The following is a 15,940-nucleotide window of genomic DNA, read 5'->3' as shown; positions in this document are numbered from 1 at the left end:
TTCACGTCTCCGGAAACGTGATTGAATGCTGGTGCACTCGGCCCTGTGTGCTGTATCACAGCATGCGTGGCCAGAACTCGAAGAGAAGGTCACCCCATGCGAAAGACCACCACGGCCGTTCGGAGCGCCATAGCGCTCCTCGGCATCTCTGCCCTAGCCCTCACGGGCTGCACCGGCCCGTCCGGGGGCGGTTCAGCGCAGAGCGCATCCTCCGGCGGCGGCCCGGTCACGGTCGGGACGACGGACAAGGTCACGTTCCTCGATCCCGCCGGCTCGTACGACAACGGCTCCTTCATGGTCATGAACCAGATCTATCCGTTCGTGATGAACTCCAAGCCCGGGAGCGCCGATCCTCAGCCGGATATCGCGACGTCGGCGTCGTTCTCGTCCCCCACCGACTACACGGTCAAGCTCAAGAGCGGCCTGAAGTGGGCCAACGGCGACGCCCTCGACTCGACCGACGTGAAGTTCTCCTTCGATCGCCAGCTCAAGATCAACGACCCCAACGGGCCGGCCTCGCTCCTCGACAACCTCGCGAGTGTCGACGCTCCGGATCCGACCACGGTGGTCTTCCACCTTAAGAAGGGCAACGACCAGACGTTCCCCCAGGTGCTCTCGAGCCCGGCCGGCCCGATCGTGGACCACAACGTGTTCCCCGCGGACAAGGTCATGAATGACGATGACATCGTCTCGAAGAAGGCCTTTGCCGGCCCGTACTCGATCACGACGTACCAGAAGAACCAGCTCGTCTCCTTCAAGGCCAACCCGGACTACCAGGGCCTCCTCGGCAAGCCGGCGACGGACACGGTCAACCTGAAGTACTACGCGAACTCGAACAACCTCAAGCTCGACGTCCAGCAGGGCAACATCGACGTGGCCTGGCGCTCGCTCACGGCAACCGACGTGGACAGCCTCGCCAAGGACTCGAAGGTCAAGGTCCTCAAGGGCCCGGGCGGCGAAATCCGCTACATCGTGTTCAACTTCGACACCATGCCGTACGGTGCCAAGACGCCGAACGCCGATCCCGCCAAGGCGCTCGCCGTCCGCCAGGCCATGGCCGATCTCGTTGACCGCGACGCCATCGCACAGCAGGTCTACAAGGGCACCTACACAGCGCTCTACTCCTACGTGGCGAGCGGCTTCCCCGGCGCGTCCACGCCGCTGAAGTCGATGTACGGCGACGGCAACGGCAAGCCGAGCGCTGACAAGGCGAAGCAGGTCCTCTCGGCCGCCGGCATCCAGACGCCGCTGGCCATCAACCTGCAGTACAACCCGGACCACTACGGCCCGTCGTCCGGCGACGAGTACGCCATGGTCAAGCAGCAGCTCGAGGCGTCGGGCCTGTTCAAGGTGAACCTGCAGTCCACCGAGTGGGTGACCTACTCGAAGGACCGCACGAAAGACGTCTACCCGATGTACCAGCTCGGGTGGTTCCCGGACTTCTCCGACCCGGACAACTACCTCACGCCGTTCTTCACCGCGAACACGTTCCTCAAGAACCACTACGACAACCCGACCGTGGCGGACCTCATCGCGAAGGAGGCAACCAACCCGGACAAGTCGTCGCGTGAGCAGCAGCTCGGCCAGATCCAGGACGCCGTAGCGAAGGACCTTCCCACGCTGCCGCTGCTTCAGGGCGCGCAGATTGCGGTGGCGGGGACGAGCGTCAAGGGAGTCGAGACCACCCTCGATCCCTCGTTCAAGTTCCGCCTCGGCGTGATCAGCAAGTAGCCGGCCAGTCCGGAAAGCCCCACCCTCTGTAGCAGCGGCGGGATGCCACAGCGTCCCGCCGTTGCTGTGCGGGGGCATCACCCCGCTCATGAACCATCCCGCTAAAGGAACCCCCTTCCGATGACTGCATTGACAGAGACGCCCGAGGCCGCCAGTACCCCCGCGGTCCCGGCCGCCAAGCGGGCGGGCGGCGGACTCGCCACCTACCTCGTCATCCGCTTCCTGCTGATCTTCCCGACAATCCTCATCCTTGTGACGCTCGTCTTCTTCCTGATGAGGATCACGGGCGACCCCATCACGGCTGCCCTCGGCGGCCGCCTCCCACCCGACCAGCTCGCCCAGCGCATCCACGACGCCGGCTACGACCGGCCGCTCATCGTCCAGTACTTCGAATACCTCGGGCAGATCTTCACCGGGAACTTCGGCCGGACCATCTCGGACAACAGGGCTGTCACGGAGATGCTCGCAACCTTCGGCACGGCCACCCTCGAACTCGCGATCAACGCCGTCGTCGTGGCCCTCATCGTGGGCATCCCGCTCGGGATGATCGCCGCCCACCGCCGCGACAAGACGCCGGACGCGATCCTGCGGATCTTCGCGATCCTGAGCTACGCGACACCGGTGTTCTTCGCCGGGCTCCTGCTCAAGCTCATCTTCTCGGTCTGGCTCGGGGTGCTGCCCGTCGCGGGCCGCGCATCGACCTCGACCGAGATCGCGCTCAGCGGACTCGCGGCGCCCACCGGCATCTATTGGCTCGACGCGCTCCGCAGCGGCAACCTCCCGGCCTTCTGGGACGTCGAATCGCACGCCGTCCTTCCTGCCATCGCCCTCGGACTCCTGACCGCAGGCGTGTTCCTCAGGCTTGTGCGTACCAACCTCGTAGGGACGCTCGGGCGTGACTACGTCGAAGCCGGCCGCTCTCGCGGCGTCAGCGAGTTCCGGCTCGTCACGCGCCACGCCTACAAGCCGGCCCTGATTCCGATCATCACCGTCATGGGCCTGCAGATCGCGCTCCTCCTCGGCGGCGCGGTCCTGACCGAGACGACTTTCGAGTGGAAGGGCCTCGGGTTCCAGCTCGCCCAGTACCTCACGGCACGCGACTTCGTGGCCGTGCAGGGCATCGTGGTGCTCCTTGCCGTGATCGTCGCCGTGACCAACTTCATCGTGGACGTCATCGCCGCGCTGATCGACCCGAGGGTGAGGTACTGATGACCACCCAGACACTGCCAGAGATCGAGCGCCGCGAGCCGTTGTGGACGCGGCTCCCCGTCGTCTCCCATATCCGCGCGAGCGTCGGCGTCCAGCGCGGCATGCTCATCGTTGGCCTCGTGCTGACGCTCGTGTTCCTCCTGCTCGCCCTGCTCGCGCCGCTCATCGCGCCCTTTGGCTTCTCCCAGATCTCGGACGCGAACGGCGACTTCCCCACTCAGGACCCGCCGAGCGCCCGGCACATCTGGGGCACTACCGTGGGAGGCTTCGACGTCTTCTCGCGGGTCGTATGGGGCGCTCAGACCGCGGTCCTCGTGATCGTCGTCGCGGTGGCCCTGTCGATCTTCGCCGGCGTGGCCCTCGGCCTCGCCTCCGGCTACATCGGCGGGTGGCTCGACCGCATCCTCGTGGTTGTCGCGGACGCGATCTACGCCTTCCCGTCGCTGCTCGTGGCGATTGTCATGTCGATCGTCATCAGCCATGGCCAGTCGAGTCTGTGGGGTGGCGTCCTCGCGGCTGCGATCTCAATCACCGTCGTGTTCATCCCGCAGTATTTCCGCGTGGTGCGCGCCGAGGCCATCCGCCTGAAGGCCGAGCCCTTCGTCGAGTCGGCCAAGGTCATCGGTGCTTCGAGCTGGCGGATCATGGCCCGTCACATCTTCCGCAACGCGACCCGAAGCATCCCGCTCATCTTCACGCTCAACGCGTCGGAGGCCATCCTCACCCTTGCCGGCCTCGGCTTCCTCGGCTTCGGCATCGAGCCGACGAGCGCGTCGGAGTGGGGCTTTGACCTCAACAAGGCGCTCAGCGACGTGACAGCCGGCATCTGGTGGACCGGAATCTTCCCGGGTCTCGCGATCGTGCTGACGGTCCTCGGGCTCACGCTCGTGGGCGAGAGCATGAACGACCTCGCGGACGCCCGCCTCCGCACCCGCCGTCACGGCGGGAAGAACCGCGGCAAGAACCGCCAGCAGCGCCTGGAAGGAGGCAACGCATGAGCGAGGAGCTAGACGTGCGGCCGGCAAGCCCGGCTGAAACGGTGCTCGACATCGACGACCTCGAGGTCTCGTTCGCCACCGACGCCGGGGAGGTCCACGCCGTCCGCGGCGTGAGCCTCGATGTCAAGGCGGGGGAGGTCGTCGCCGTCGTCGGCGAATCCGGCTCCGGCAAGACGGTGACGGCCAAGACCATCCTTGGCCTTCTGCCGGAGACGGCCACGAGCTCGGGCGCCGTGGTGATCAAGGGGCAGAACGTCATCTCGCTGAGCCCGGCGAAGCTCCGCGAGCTGCGCGGCCGCGATGTGGCGATGGTCTTCCAGGAGCCCTCGACGGCCCTCAACCCCGTGTTCACCGTGGGCTGGCAGATCTGCGAAGGCATCCGGGCGCACCGGGCCCGCACGGGGAACCATCGGATCAGCCGCAAGGAGGCCCGCGAGCGCGCCATCGAATCGCTCCGCAAGGTCGGCATCCCCGACCCGGAGAAGCGTGTGGACTACTACCCGCACCAGTTCTCGGGCGGGCAGAAGCAGCGCGTGGTGATCGCCGCCGCGCTCGCGCTCGATCCCGAGCTCATCGTTGCGGACGAGCCGACCACCGCGCTCGACGTCACGGTCCAGGCCGAGATCCTCGAACTCCTCCGCGATCTCCGGGACCTCTACGGGACGTCGATCGTCCTCATCACCCACAACATGGGCGTCGTTGCGGACCTCGCGGACCGCGTCGTCGTCATGTACCAGGGCGAGGTGGTCGAAGAGGCGCCCGTGCGCCGGCTCTTCGCGGAGCCGCGCGAAGACTACACACGCCGCCTTCTGGCGGCGGTTCCGCACCTCGGTCGCGACTCGGCGTCCGAGGGCGCTACGCAGCGGTTGCATCAGGGCGGGGAGGTCCTCGTCGAGGCGGAGAACCTCGAGATCGTGTACCCGGGACGCCTCGGCTCGCCGGCTTTCCGCGCGGTGGAGGGTGTCTCGTTCACGGTGTCCGCGGGCGAGGTGTTCGGCCTCGTGGGGGAGTCCGGCTCGGGCAAGACCACGATCGGCCGGGCGATCGCCGGGCTCAATCGCGCGACTGGGGGAAGCCTCAAGGTCCTCGGGCACGAGATGGTCGGCTTCCGCGAACGCGCGTTCCGTCCTCTCCGCAAGGAGATTGGGTTCGTGTTCCAGGACCCTGCGGCCTCGTTCAATCCGCAGCTGACCGTCGGGGAGTGCGTCGCGGAGCCCCTCATCGTGCACCTCGACCTCCAGACGGCTCAGGTCCGCCGCCGGGTCGGCGAGCTGCTCGAGTCCGTGCAGCTGCCGGCCTCGTACGCGTCGCGGTATCCGCACGAGCTCTCCGGTGGCCAGCGTCAGAGGGCCTCGCTCGCCCGGGCACTCGCGCTCGAGCCGCGTCTCCTGATCGCGGACGAACCCACCTCCGCCCTCGACGTCTCGGTCCAGGCGAAAGTGCTCGAGCTGTTCCGGGAGATCCAGGCGGAACTCGGCTTCGCTGCCCTGTTCATCAGCCATGACCTCGCCGTGGTAGACCAGCTGAGCCACTGGGTCGGCGTGCTCTACAAGGGCCGGCTCGTGGAGCAGGGGGTCGGAAGCCGCGTGATGGGCGATCCCCAGGACGAGTACACCAGGCGGCTCATCGCCTCGCTGCCCGTGCCGGACCCGGTCGAGCAGGCCGAACGCCGCAAGGCGCACCGGGCGCTGCTGGGCGGCTGATCCGCGTCTGCGCGTCAGGACGACGACGGCGGCACGCACCCTGCCGCCGGCGTCGTTCGTTCTCAGCTGGCTTGCTGCTCGGGTCCCACGATCCGGAAGTTGAACTGCGCTGTGCCGAGCGTGCCCATGAGCCGGAGCGACAGCGGCATGTACATCGCGAGGGCCGTTGCCGCGTCGGGACCGAGGAGGTCGCGGACTCTCTCGGAACGCCAGCCCTGCCGCCCGTCGCGTCCCCCCACTCGATCGCCTCCGGCGTGGCCGCGTCCCGCGAGCCGATGATCACTTCGTGCCCGAGCCCCCGGAATCGGGCTTCCAGAGTCCGGCCGACGGGCCCGCTTCCAATGCTGCCGACCTTCATGAGACCGACCCACAGCGCGGCCTCGGCCGGGTCAACGGGCCGCGGCGCCTAGACTGAAACCCATGACCGAGCAGCACCGTGATGACGCCCGCCCTGATGCCGAGGCGGCCCACGCCGAACAGGACTATGACCCGACAGCGAGCTCGCTCAAGGGCGAGGTGGACCCGGCGGTCATGGCGGAGCTGCTCTCCATCCGGTCGAGCATCGACAACTTCGACGCCACCCTCGTCTATCTCCTCGCCGAGCGCTTCAAGGTGACCCAGCGCGTGGGCTGGCTCAAGGCAAAGCATCATCTCCCGCCGGCCGATCCGGACCGCGAGGCAGCCCAGATTGCCCGCCTCCGTCGCCTCGCGGAGGAGGCCCAGCTCGATCCCGCGTTCGCCGAGAAGTTCCTCAACTTCATCATCAGCGAGGTCATCCGGCATCATCAGGCGATCTCCGAGGATCACCACGCGCGCCAGAACGGCGACGCGGGTCAGGGGTAAGGCGATGCCCTCCCAGGTCACCGCAACTGCCCTCGGGGAGTGGCCCGGAACCGACGCGGTCGAGGCGGAGAAGGCCATTCGGGGCGAGCTCGGCAGCCCGCATCTGCCGTTCCTCGCGGAGCTTCCGGACCGGGGCATCGGCTCGGATGCGGTAGGCCGCACCGCCGCGCTGCTCGTCGACCTTCATGCCGACGTCCAGCCCCACGGCTGGCGCATCGTGGACCGTCCGGGACGCGACGCCGCCCGTGCCGCCTCCGCCCTCTCGGCGGACCTCAACGTGCTCGCGGACGTCGTTGGCTCCGAGGAGAGGAGCGCCGAGGAGCTCCAGGTCCGCCTCCTCGGACCTCTGAGCCTCATGGCGGGCCTCTACCTGCACAACGGCGAGCGGGCGCTCGCCGACCCCGGCGCGCGCCGGGACATCGCCCAGTCCTTTGCGGCGGGGATGGGCGAAGTCCTCGCGCGGGTGCAGGTCGCGGCACCCGGCGCCCGACTTGCCGTGCAGCTGGCAGAGCCGGAGGCCGCTCGGGTGCTCGCCGGTCTCCTGCCGACGGCGAGCGGCTATCGGACGATCCGGTCCCTCCCCGCGGCCGAGGCCAGAACCGCCTGGGAAAGCGTCATCGACGCGCTGCGGGCGGCGGGGGCCGAGCAGGTCTTCGTTCATCTCGACGCCTGGGAGGCGCCGATCGACGGGGTGCTCGAGGCGGGGGCCGACGGCGTCGCCCTCCCAGCGCCGTCGCTCACGGTCCCGCAGTGGGAACGGCTTGCGGAGGCCGTGGAGTCCGGGAAGCACCTGTGGCTCGGGGTGCTGCCGCTCGCGCCGCCCCCGTCGATGCGCACCCGAGATATCGCGGAATCGCTCCTTCGGCCGTGGCGCCAGCTCGGGCTGCCGGAGCGTGAGCTCGGCGCGGTGCGCGTCACCCCCGCTGAGAGCCTCGCCTCCCTCACGCCAGAGCGGGCGACGGCGGCCCTCGCCCGGACGGTCAAGCTCGCCGATGCGGTGAATCAGCTCGCCTTCGGCTGACCGTCCAGCCCGGTCATTCCCCCCGCTGCCGAAGGTGGGCGCGTGTGAGGGCGTCCATCTCCTCGTCGCTGAGCTCGTCGAATCCGCGCGCCTCGTGCCGATCGCTCCTGCTGAAGCGCACGAACATCAGGATGATGAGCGGCAGGTCCACGATCTCCGCAATGAACCACAGGATGTCGCCGGCGAGCTGCTGGTCGCGGAGTGGCGACGGGAACCAGTCCCGCACGCCAGGGGGCCAGGCGGTGACCCCGTCGAGCACGGCCGCGTTGAGCCGCAGGGCGATCCCGGGAACGGCGTCGGCGAGCAGCTCGATGAACACGTACACGAACTCGAGCAGGATGAAGCTCGAGGTCCGCTGGAATCCCTCTGCCTCAACGACCGGAAGGGCCAGGAGAAGCCCCACGAGGGGGACCGCGATGCTCAGGACGCCGCTCACCACGGGGTTCGCGCGGTACACGGCGAGCAGGGGCGTGAGGAACGTTCCGAAGAACACGAGCCCGAGGATGGGGGCCACGAAGGCGTTCCCGAGGATCCGGACGGCCCGGCTCTCCATGACACGGTCCAGCCGCTGGCGGTGGTCGTCCCCGAGGGCTGCCCGGGCGAGGCCGAGCGGACGCCCGAGCCCCGCGAGGAGCGGGACCACGAAGAACAGGAGCGCCGTCTTGAGGGTGAAGGCCCATCTCAGCTGGTCTCCGTAGGCACCCGTGAAGCCGCAGGTGAGCACCACGTAGGGCGCGAGGCCGAGGAGGTAGAAGCAGAGGGCCCGCCAGACTGGCCAGCGCGTGCCGCGGCGGCGTGAGGCGACGAGGCCGACGGCGTACAGCACGGCCGCGGCCAGGGTCAGGGCGAGGGCTGCGGGGTCGGGGCCAAAGGTGCCCAGAAGGATGGAAAGGGGCGGCACCCGGCGCAGTCTAGGCCCATCGGCTGGGAGCAGCCCGAAAGCATGCGGCGACTAGAATGGAACAACGCACGGGCGGGCGTGCCGTGAACGCCTCGCGGCCCAACGTGCGGGAGAGTGGAAGGCATGAAGGCACGCATTCTGGTAGTGGACGACGACGAGGCTCTCGCCGAGATGATCGGCATTGTGCTGCGCAATGACGGATTCGAGCCGGTGTTCTGCGCCGACGGGGCGCAGGCCCTGGACATCTATCGTTCCCAGAAGCCCGATCTCGTCCTGCTTGACCTCATGCTGCCCGGTCTCGACGGCATCGAGGTGTGCCGACGGATCCGTTCCGAATCGGACGTCCCGATCGTGATGCTCACGGCCAAGTCGGACACCTCTGATGTGGTGAGGGGCCTCGAATCGGGGGCTGACGATTACGTTCCGAAGCCCTTCAAGCCCGCCGAGCTCGTCGCCCGCGTGCGTGCCCGGCTCCGCCCCGGCGAAACCAAGGCACCCGAGACGCTGCGCATCGGAGACGTGACGATCGATGTCGCAGGCCACACGGTCAAGCGCGGGGAGGCGCCGATCGCCCTGACGCCCCTCGAATTCGACCTCCTGGTGGCCCTCGCCCGCAAGCCGTGGCAGGTCTTCACCCGCGAGCTCCTCCTCGAACAGGTCTGGGGATACCGGCACGCCGCCGATACCCGGCTCGTGAACGTCCACGTCCAGCGGCTCAGGTCCAAGATCGAACGGGATCCCGAGGCTCCCGAGATCGTCCTGACGGTCCGCGGGGTGGGCTACAAGGCCGGGAGCTAGCCAGACCGAGGACGTGATGGATCAGCAAGAGGGCAGTACGGCGCAGCGGGTGCGGGTCGTCGCCCAGGAAACTGCCCGCCGTGGGCGGCGACTCGTCAGGCGCGCCGGCATCTTTGCGGCGAAGCTTCGCCGCGCCTCCCGTGGGGGCCTGAGGGCCGGCCTGCGAGTGCCGCGCAGGGCTCAACGTGCCTTCTCGCGGCGCTGGCGGCGCTCCCTCCAGTTCCGCACGGTCCTCGTCACGCTAGTCCTTGCATGCGTCTCGATTCTCGGCGTGGGCGTGTACCTGTCGAACCAGATGGCCAACAGCCTGTTCCAGGAGCGGCTGACCCAGGCGGAGGTCCAGACCCGCCAGAGCGTGAATCAGGTCCAGGAGACCTTCGACGGCGCCCAGGTCACCGACCAGCAGGGGGTCCTCAAGCTCGTCAACGACACCCTCGCCACGCTCGAGGCGCGGGACTCGGGTACCCCGCGCCAGTACGTGTTCCTCGCGGTCCCCAACCAGGACCAGCCTCGCAACCGGTGGGTCGACAGCCGGGCGTCCTACCTGCGCACGGAGAACGACATCCCGCAGACGCTCCGCGAGGCCGTCGAAGGATCGCAGCAGTCACAGCAGTTCTGGCAGTCCATTCCGCTGACCGTGGACAACACGACCCATCCGGCCATCGCCGTCGGCAACAAAGTCACGTTCGGCGGCACGGTCTATGAGCTGTACCTCCTCTACGACATCCAGTCCGCGCAGGAGACGCTGGACGAGATGCAGAGTGTCCTCTGGTTCGGCGGCGTCTTCCTCATCCTCCTCATCGGCGCCATCGTGTGGATCGTCACGCGCAGCGTAGTGAGCCCGGTGAGCCACGCCGCCTCAGTGTCCGAGAAGCTGGCCGCGGGCCAACTCGAGGAGCGGATGGCGGTCGAGGGGGAGGACGAGGTCGCCAGGCTCGCCAAGTCGTTCAACCACATGGCGGCGAGCCTCCAGGAGCAGATCACCCAGCTCGCCACGCTGTCCCAGATGCAGCAGCGTTTCGTCTCGGATGTCTCGCACGAGCTGCGGACACCGCTGACTACGGTACGGATGGCTGCTGAAGTCCTCTATGAGGCGCGCAGTCAGTTCGATCCCATCAACAAGCGGTCCGCCGAACTGCTCTACAACCAGGTCGAGCGCTTCCAGGCGCTGCTCAATGACCTCCTGGAGATCTCGCGCTTCGATGCGGGCGCCGCCCGGCTGGACGTCGAACCCCAGGACATGGTCGCCGTCGTCCGCAGCGTGATCGACACGGCCGCGCCCATCGCGGCCTCGTGCGGCTCGGAAGTGCGCCTGTATTCGCGCACCGGCAGCATCGTCGTGGACATGGATGCGCGCCGCATCGAGCGCGTCCTGAGGAATCTCCTGCTCAACGCCCTCGAGCACGGGGAGGGCAGGCCGGTGGAGATCTTCGTCGCTGCCAACGCCGACGCCGTCGGCGTCGCGGTACGGGATCACGGCATCGGGATGTCGCCCTCGGAGGCTGCGCGCGTGTTCGACCGCTTTTGGAGGGCCGACCCCGCGCGCGCCCGCACGACGGGGGGCTCCGGCCTGGGGCTCTCGATCGCGACCGAGGACGTCAAGCTCCACAACGGGTGGCTCCAGGCTTGGGGGCGGCGCGGCGAGGGGTCGTGCTTCCGCCTGACTCTCCCGCTCCACGCTGGCGGGGCCATCGCCGAATCCCCAGTCGCCCTCGAGCCGGGCGGCGCGGGCCTTCCGCTGGCGGAGGGCGGGACACGGGGAATCGTGGTGGGGATGTCGTCGTCCCTCCTCAAGGAGACCCCGTGAGCGGGGTCCGAGCGCGGCAACGCTGGTTCCGTCCGGCGCTGCGGCTCGCCACCGCCGCGGTCGCGATCCTGCTCGTCCTGGCGGCCTGTGCGCAGATCCCGACGGCGGGCCCCGTCGGCACGAGCAAGGACGGCGGCTCCGCGATCGGCAATGCGCCGCAATACATCCCGCCAGGGCCCCAGAACGGAGCCACTCCGCAATCGATCATCGAGGGCTTCTTCAACGCGGGCTCGGGTTATCAGAACGACTTCACCGTGGCCCGCCAGTTCCTCGCCCCAGCCAATGCCGTGTCGTGGAAGCCCAGCCAGCGGACGCTCGTCTACCGCGGCAGCCCTTCGGTGGTCTCAGCGGGGCGCCCCAATGCCTACCGCTACGAGCTCGATGTCGCGTACTCCGTGGACCAGGACGGGACCATGACCCAGTACCCGCCGGGCACGCGGCAGGCGGTCGAGGTGGAATTGACGCAGGTCGACGGCCAGTGGCGTCTCTCGAAGCTTCCCGATGGGACCGTGATCCCCGAGGAGACGTTCAAGGTCCTCTACCGACCGTTCTCGATCTACTTCTTCGATCCCGCGTTCAGCGTCCTCGTCCCGGACATGCGGTGGTTCATCGACAACTCCGGGATCGCGAAGTCGCTTGTGAGCGCCCTCATCGCGGGTCCGGCGGGGTATCTCAAGTCCGCCGTCGCGAGCGCATTTCCGCCCGGCATCAAGCTTGAGCGCGAGTCCGTTCCGATCGTGGGGAACGTCGCCCAGGTGGACCTGACTCCCGAGCTCCGCGATGCCTCCTTCACGGACCGCCAGCGGATGCACAGCCAGCTCGTGCGCACGCTGTCGGCTCTGCCATCCGTCGGCGCCGTCGCGCTGCGCACGAACCAAACAGAGGTTGCGATCGAGGACCCGTCGGCGCCGCGTCAGGCGGAGCCGCTCGTGGATCCCAAGGTGCCGTCGTGGCAGGTGGGCATCGCGAACGGCCAGATCGTGCAGTACGGCTCGAAGCAGGCCTCCAAGATCGATGGCCTGCCGTCCGTGTCGTCGCTCGGCCCGTCGTCGCCCGCCGCAGCGGCTTCCCAGCACGTCTACGCGTTCCTCGGCGACGACGGAAGGGGGCTGAACTCGATCATTCCGGGTCAGCCGGACCGGCTCCTCGACTCGGCCCCGCACTTCACTCCGCCCTCGATTGATCCGGGCGAATGGGTATGGTCGGCGGCCCAGCGGCCCTCCGGCGCGACCGAGGTGATGGCCTACAAGCCGGCGGGATCAGCGCAGAACGCTTCCGTTCCGCACGCCGTCGTGGCAGCGCCCTGGCTGGCGGGCAGGAACGTGACCTCCCTGCGGATCTCCCGCGATGGCGTGCGCGCCCTCGTCCTCTCCGAAGCCGACGGCCAGAGCCTCTTGCAGGTCGCCGGGATCGTGCGCGGGCAGGACGGCGCGCCGCAATCGCTCACGAGTCCGATCACCCTTCCCCTCACCGCGAAGAATCCCGAGCTCGCGCTCTGGGTCGACGAGTCGACGGTGGTGGTCTCCGGCACGTCCCCCACCGATGCCGTCACGCCAGAGCTCGTGAGCCTCCAAGGGGGGGAGCCGCGGCAGCTCGCCTCGCTGACGGGAATCCAGTGGATCTCCGCGGGCAATGGGGACCAGTCCATCTATGCCGTGACGCGTGATGGGATCTATCTCCTGGTCCGCACTTCGTGGACTGAGCAGGGCAAGGGGGCCGATCAGCTCGCGTTCGCCGGCTGAGCGGATCAGTCCTCCACACTCTTTCGCGGGGCGTGTCGTCCACATGGAGGAGGGAGGGAGAGCCCTACGAGGGCTCTGAGGTGCAGTCTCGAGAGCATGGATTCAGCGTCTCGTCACGTCGACAGACCTCGCGGATGGCCTCGGATTCTCTCAGAGGCCGGTGCGGCGCTCTCGGGCGTCCTCTCGCTCATCGTCCCCGTGGAGTGCGCGTCGTGCGGGCTGCCGGACGCCGCGCTGTGTCCCCGCTGCGCGCGAGCCCTTCGTGACGCGACTGCGCGGCCCGCGCGCTGCGAGCATCGCGCTCCCGCGCTCGTCGAGCACGACGGCGGCGTCCTCCTTGCCGCTGTGGCGGCAGGGAGCTATCGCGCCGAGCTTTCGCAGGTGCTGCTCGCCTACAAACGGCACGGCGCTGCACGTCTTCGCGCTGAACTGGGCCGTGCGCTAGGACGCTCGCTCCGTGCAGCCGTCGGAAGCCCCCGGATCGGGGAGCGAGAGGTCCTTCTCGTCCCAGTGCCCACGAGTGGTACGGCCTACGTGCGGCGCGGGTTCGATCCCCTCGCAGACCTCCTCCGCTGGCTCGTGCGCCACGGCCTCTGCCCCGCAGGCACCCGCGTCGTCCCTGCCCTCGCGAAGCGGCGGCGCGGATGGTCGAGGGTCCTGCGCGACGTCGCTCTTGCGGCTTCCGGGGGCAGTGGGCAGAAGGGACTCGGTCGGGGACAGCGTCGCGCCAGGCTCGCCGGGAGCCTCGTCGCACGGGAGAGGGGAAGCCCATGGGGAAGCCGGGACTGGCGCCCTCTTCGTGGTCGCCGCGTAGTCCTCGTCGACGACGTCCTCACCACCGGTTCCACACTCCGCGAGGCGGCGAGGGCGCTCGAGGAGGCGGGCGCCGTCGTCCTCGGAGCAGCGGTGATCGCAGCTGTGCCGGCACCCGCCGCCGAGCACGCCGAGGAACAAAAGGCTGACATCAAGTGAATTGAAGGCCAAGAAGGGGTGTGGATTCGATGACGATCAACTAACGTCGGTAGTGGGTTCCAGGATGAGGGGAACCTCTCGATAGCGGCTCAGGAAAGGGGCTCGACTGTCAAGCAGTAGTCCCTTTGAGTCTCAGTCGAGCTGACCGAAGTAGTCTCTGGAGGGCACCATGGAGTTCAAGATCAGCGGGCGCAACCTGACTGTGTCGGACCGGTTCCGCGAGTACGCCACCGAGAAGCTCGAGAAGATCGAGAATCTCGCTGACAAGGTGCAGCGGGTTGACGCCAAGTGCTCCAAGCAGACCAGCACCCGGTCGGGAGGCGATCAGCTCACCGTCGAACTGACGGTGACAGGGCGCGGACCCGTCATCCGCGCCGAGGCGACGGCCCCGGACAAGTTCGCGGCCTTCGACCTCGCGTATGGAAAGCTCCTTGAACGGTTGAGGAGGGCAAAGGACAGGCGGAAGGTCCATCACGGCAAGCACGCTCCGGTTGCAGTCAAGACGGCCACGGCTTCCCTCCCTGTTGTCAGTGGGGCCACACCGATCTACGCGGAGCACGCGCTCGAGGCGTCCAACCACTCCTCGGAGCCAGAAAACACATCACCCTATGAGATCGAAAACGACATTCCAGCGGGCGATTCGCCCGTGCTGATCCGCCGCAAGGTGTTCCCAGCGGCGAATCTGACGCTCGACGACGCCGTCGACAACATGGAGCTCCTCGGCCACGATTTCTATCTGTTCATCGATGCGGAGACCAACACGCCGTCTGTGGTGTACCGTCGCCGCGGATGGACCTATGGCGTCATCAGTCTTGATCAGGCCTGCGAACCAGGCAACGCAGCGGTTGAGGACCGCATCCTGGCCTACCGTTCCGACGATGAAGGGGCCGTCGTCTCCTGACGGCCTGACGGGAACCTTCCCTCAGGGGAGAAAGGGAGAGAAGCAGTGGGCGCTGCCCTGAGCCTCGCGCAGGCCCGACGCATCGCCCTCTCAGCACAAGGACTCATTGGCCAGCGGCCTGCCGCCCCCGCCACGGCGAGGGCGGTGGGCCGCGTCTTTGATCAGCTCCAGCTCGTTCAGATCGACTCGGTCAACGTGCTTGTGAGGAGCCACTACCTGCCGTTCTTCTCGCGGCTCGGCGCGTATGGTCGGGACACTCTCGACCGGATGTCATCTCGGAGTCCACGGCGAATGGTCGAGTATTGGGCGCACGAGGCGAGCTTCATCAAGCCCGAGCACTTCGAAGCCCTCCGACTGTGGCAGAAGCGGAGCTGGGTCGGCGCTGCCGGGCTTGATCCAGCGGTACGCGACGATCTGGCCGAGCGCATCCTTCAAGTCCTCGCATCGAGCCGTCCTCTCACGGCGGCGCAGCTGACCCAGCGGCTGGGCCACGTCGAAGAGCGTCGAAACGACAATTGGGGCTGGAACTGGAACGCCGTCAAGCGCGTGGTGGGCGACCTCTTCGAACAGGGCATGGTCAGTTCGGCCAGCCGCACGCCCTCCTTCGAGCGCCGCTACGCCCTCACCTCGGACGTCATGCCCCAGCACGGCGCCGCTCCAGCTGGGGATCCGCTGGATCGGGAGTCCGCCGCTCTTCTGCTGACCCGGGCGGCCCTGCAGGCGCACGGAATCGGCACCGTGCGCTGCTTCGCCGACTACTTCCGCCTCCCGATGAAGGCGACAGAGTCGGCAGTCGCCGAGCTCGTCCGGCTCGGCGAGGCAGAGCGTGTCGAGGTCCCCGATTGGTCGGGGCCGGCGTATCTGCGCGCCGAGACCCGGATCCCTCGCGCCGCACGCGGACGCGCCTTGCTGAGCCCCTTCGATTCGCTCGTGTTCGAGCGGCGGCGGCTTGAGCGCCTCTTCGGCTTCCACTATCGCCTGGAGATCTACACGCCTTCAGAGCGGCGTCGATACGGGTATTACGTGCTTCCCTTCCTCCTCGGCGACGCGATGGTCGCGCGCGTCGACCTCAAGGCCGATCGCAGCGGCGGTGCGCTGCTCGTGCATCAGATCCATGCTGAACCCGACGCGCCGCTCGGAACCGCAGTCGAGCTCGCCGACGAGCTGCGGCTGCTCGCGGACTGGCTGGAGCTCGACGAGGTGCGGATCGCCGACGGCGGCGGGCTCGCGGCCGCCGTCGCCCGCTCTCTGCGCCCTCGCCGGCTGGGGAACCCGGATACGCCGCCGCGCGTGTCTCCCGTAGACTGAAAACCG

At 68.1% G+C, this 15,940-nt stretch carries 14 protein-coding genes; 12 read left to right on the top strand and 2 right to left on the bottom strand.

All coding sequences use genetic code 11. The features are described from left to right. The first annotated feature begins 96 nt into the window (after window positions 1–96). The 4 genes from ACTHL9_RS00385 to ACTHL9_RS00370 all read left to right on the top strand — a co-directional run bounded on the left by ACTHL9_RS00385 (window position 97) and on the right by ACTHL9_RS00370 (window position 5,641). Entirely contained in the window at window positions 97–1,731 is a 1,635-nt protein-coding gene (locus ACTHL9_RS00385; protein WP_440516646.1) for an ABC transporter substrate-binding protein, read from the top strand. A 120-nt stretch (window positions 1,732–1,851) separates the two neighbouring features. Then, window positions 1,852–2,940: an ABC transporter permease gene (locus tag ACTHL9_RS00380; RefSeq protein ID WP_440516645.1), complete on the top strand. Its 1,089-nt coding sequence runs from the start codon at window positions 1,852–1,854 to the stop codon at window positions 2,938–2,940. After that, window positions 2,940–3,938: an ABC transporter permease gene (locus ACTHL9_RS00375; protein WP_440516644.1), complete on the top strand. Its 999-nt coding sequence runs from the start codon at window positions 2,940–2,942 to the stop codon at window positions 3,936–3,938. Before ACTHL9_RS00380 ends, ACTHL9_RS00375 begins: the two co-directional genes overlap by 1 nt. Next, window positions 3,935–5,641 carry a dipeptide ABC transporter ATP-binding protein gene (locus ACTHL9_RS00370; RefSeq protein WP_440516643.1) on the top strand — a complete coding sequence of 569 codons (1,707 nt, stop codon included), beginning with the start codon at window positions 3,935–3,937 and terminating at the stop codon, window positions 5,639–5,641. The genes ACTHL9_RS00375 and ACTHL9_RS00370 overlap by 4 nt, the downstream gene beginning before the upstream one ends. Before the next feature lie 62 nt (window positions 5,642–5,703). Here the strand turns inward: ACTHL9_RS00370 and ACTHL9_RS00365 are convergent, their stop codons facing one another. Beyond that, on the bottom strand, window positions 5,704–5,880 hold the full coding sequence (locus tag ACTHL9_RS00365) for a hypothetical protein (protein WP_440516642.1): 177 nt from the start codon (window positions 5,878–5,880) through the stop codon (window positions 5,704–5,706). Between the two features lie 181 nt (window positions 5,881–6,061). On the opposite strand from ACTHL9_RS00365, the gene ACTHL9_RS00360 reads away from it, so the two are divergent. Together ACTHL9_RS00360 and ACTHL9_RS00355 are read left to right on the top strand one after the other, a co-directional pair. Further along, a complete protein-coding gene (locus tag ACTHL9_RS00360; RefSeq protein WP_440516641.1) occupies window positions 6,062–6,484 on the top strand; it encodes a chorismate mutase in 423 nt (140 codons plus the stop codon). A 4-nt stretch (window positions 6,485–6,488) separates the two neighbouring features. Continuing rightward, window positions 6,489–7,505, top strand: coding sequence for a hypothetical protein (locus ACTHL9_RS00355; RefSeq protein ID WP_440516640.1), 1,017 nt, complete (start codon window positions 6,489–6,491; stop codon window positions 7,503–7,505). A 13-nt stretch (window positions 7,506–7,518) separates the two neighbouring features. Here ACTHL9_RS00355 and ACTHL9_RS00350 read toward each other — a convergent pair whose 3' ends face one another. Further along, entirely contained in the window at window positions 7,519–8,406 is an 888-nt protein-coding gene (locus ACTHL9_RS00350) for a cytochrome c oxidase assembly protein (RefSeq protein ID WP_440516639.1), read from the bottom strand. Between the two features lie 123 nt (window positions 8,407–8,529). Here ACTHL9_RS00350 and mtrA point away from each other — a divergent pair, with 123 nt between their 5' ends. From mtrA to ACTHL9_RS00320, 6 genes are all read left to right on the top strand, one after another. Beyond that, the gene (gene mtrA, locus ACTHL9_RS00345; RefSeq protein ID WP_440516638.1) at window positions 8,530–9,204 is read left to right on the top strand and encodes an MtrAB system response regulator MtrA; all 675 of its coding nucleotides are present in this window, start codon (window positions 8,530–8,532) and stop codon (window positions 9,202–9,204) included. A 16-nt stretch (window positions 9,205–9,220) separates the two neighbouring features. Continuing rightward, window positions 9,221–11,011: an MtrAB system histidine kinase MtrB gene (gene mtrB, locus ACTHL9_RS00340; RefSeq protein WP_440516637.1), complete on the top strand. Its 1,791-nt coding sequence runs from the start codon at window positions 9,221–9,223 to the stop codon at window positions 11,009–11,011. Then, window positions 11,008–12,753: an LpqB family beta-propeller domain-containing protein gene (locus tag ACTHL9_RS00335; protein WP_440516636.1), complete on the top strand. Its 1,746-nt coding sequence runs from the start codon at window positions 11,008–11,010 to the stop codon at window positions 12,751–12,753. Before mtrB ends, ACTHL9_RS00335 begins: the two co-directional genes overlap by 4 nt. 96 nt (window positions 12,754–12,849) lie before the next feature. After that, complete coding sequence (locus tag ACTHL9_RS00330) at window positions 12,850–13,725, top strand: ComF family protein (RefSeq protein ID WP_440516635.1); 876 nt, start codon at window positions 12,850–12,852, stop codon at window positions 13,723–13,725. Window positions 13,726–13,894: 169 nt separating this feature from the next. After that, window positions 13,895–14,626: a ribosome hibernation-promoting factor, HPF/YfiA family gene (gene hpf, locus ACTHL9_RS00325; protein WP_440516634.1), complete on the top strand. Its 732-nt coding sequence runs from the start codon at window positions 13,895–13,897 to the stop codon at window positions 14,624–14,626. A 45-nt stretch (window positions 14,627–14,671) separates the two neighbouring features. Then, window positions 14,672–15,934 (top strand): winged helix-turn-helix domain-containing protein, encoded by a 1,263-nt coding sequence (locus ACTHL9_RS00320; RefSeq protein WP_440516633.1) that lies wholly within the window; start codon window positions 14,672–14,674, stop codon window positions 15,932–15,934. The last annotated feature ends 6 nt before the right edge of the window (window positions 15,935–15,940 follow it).

The sequence above is a fragment of the Sinomonas sp. genome, from assembly GCF_051955515.1.
In the GTDB taxonomy this organism is placed as follows: domain Bacteria; phylum Actinomycetota; class Actinomycetes; order Actinomycetales; family Micrococcaceae; genus Sinomonas.
Note: the sequence above shows the minus strand (reverse complement) of the source record. Positions and strands in the feature narration are given on the sequence as shown.

What these genes read in the sequence shown, in the direction of transcription:
- ACTHL9_RS00380 (WP_440516645.1), top strand. Translation starts at nt 1,852, where the DNA reads ATGACTGCATTGACAGAGACGCCCGAGGCCGCCAGTACCCCCGCGGTC.
- ACTHL9_RS00355 (WP_440516640.1), top strand. Translation starts at nt 6,489, where the DNA reads ATGCCCTCCCAGGTCACCGCAACTGCCCTCGGGGAGTGGCCCGGAACC.
- ACTHL9_RS00370 (WP_440516643.1), top strand. Translation starts at nt 3,935, where the DNA reads ATGAGCGAGGAGCTAGACGTGCGGCCGGCAAGCCCGGCTGAAACGGTG.
- ACTHL9_RS00385 (WP_440516646.1), top strand. Translation starts at nt 97, where the DNA reads ATGCGAAAGACCACCACGGCCGTTCGGAGCGCCATAGCGCTCCTCGGC.
- ACTHL9_RS00375 (WP_440516644.1), top strand. Translation starts at nt 2,940, where the DNA reads ATGACCACCCAGACACTGCCAGAGATCGAGCGCCGCGAGCCGTTGTGG.
- mtrA (WP_440516638.1), top strand. Translation starts at nt 8,530, where the DNA reads ATGAAGGCACGCATTCTGGTAGTGGACGACGACGAGGCTCTCGCCGAG.
- mtrB (WP_440516637.1), top strand. Translation starts at nt 9,221, where the DNA reads ATGGATCAGCAAGAGGGCAGTACGGCGCAGCGGGTGCGGGTCGTCGCC.
- ACTHL9_RS00360 (WP_440516641.1), top strand. Translation starts at nt 6,062, where the DNA reads ATGACCGAGCAGCACCGTGATGACGCCCGCCCTGATGCCGAGGCGGCC.
- ACTHL9_RS00330 (WP_440516635.1), top strand. Translation starts at nt 12,850, where the DNA reads ATGGATTCAGCGTCTCGTCACGTCGACAGACCTCGCGGATGGCCTCGG.
- hpf (WP_440516634.1), top strand. Translation starts at nt 13,895, where the DNA reads ATGGAGTTCAAGATCAGCGGGCGCAACCTGACTGTGTCGGACCGGTTC.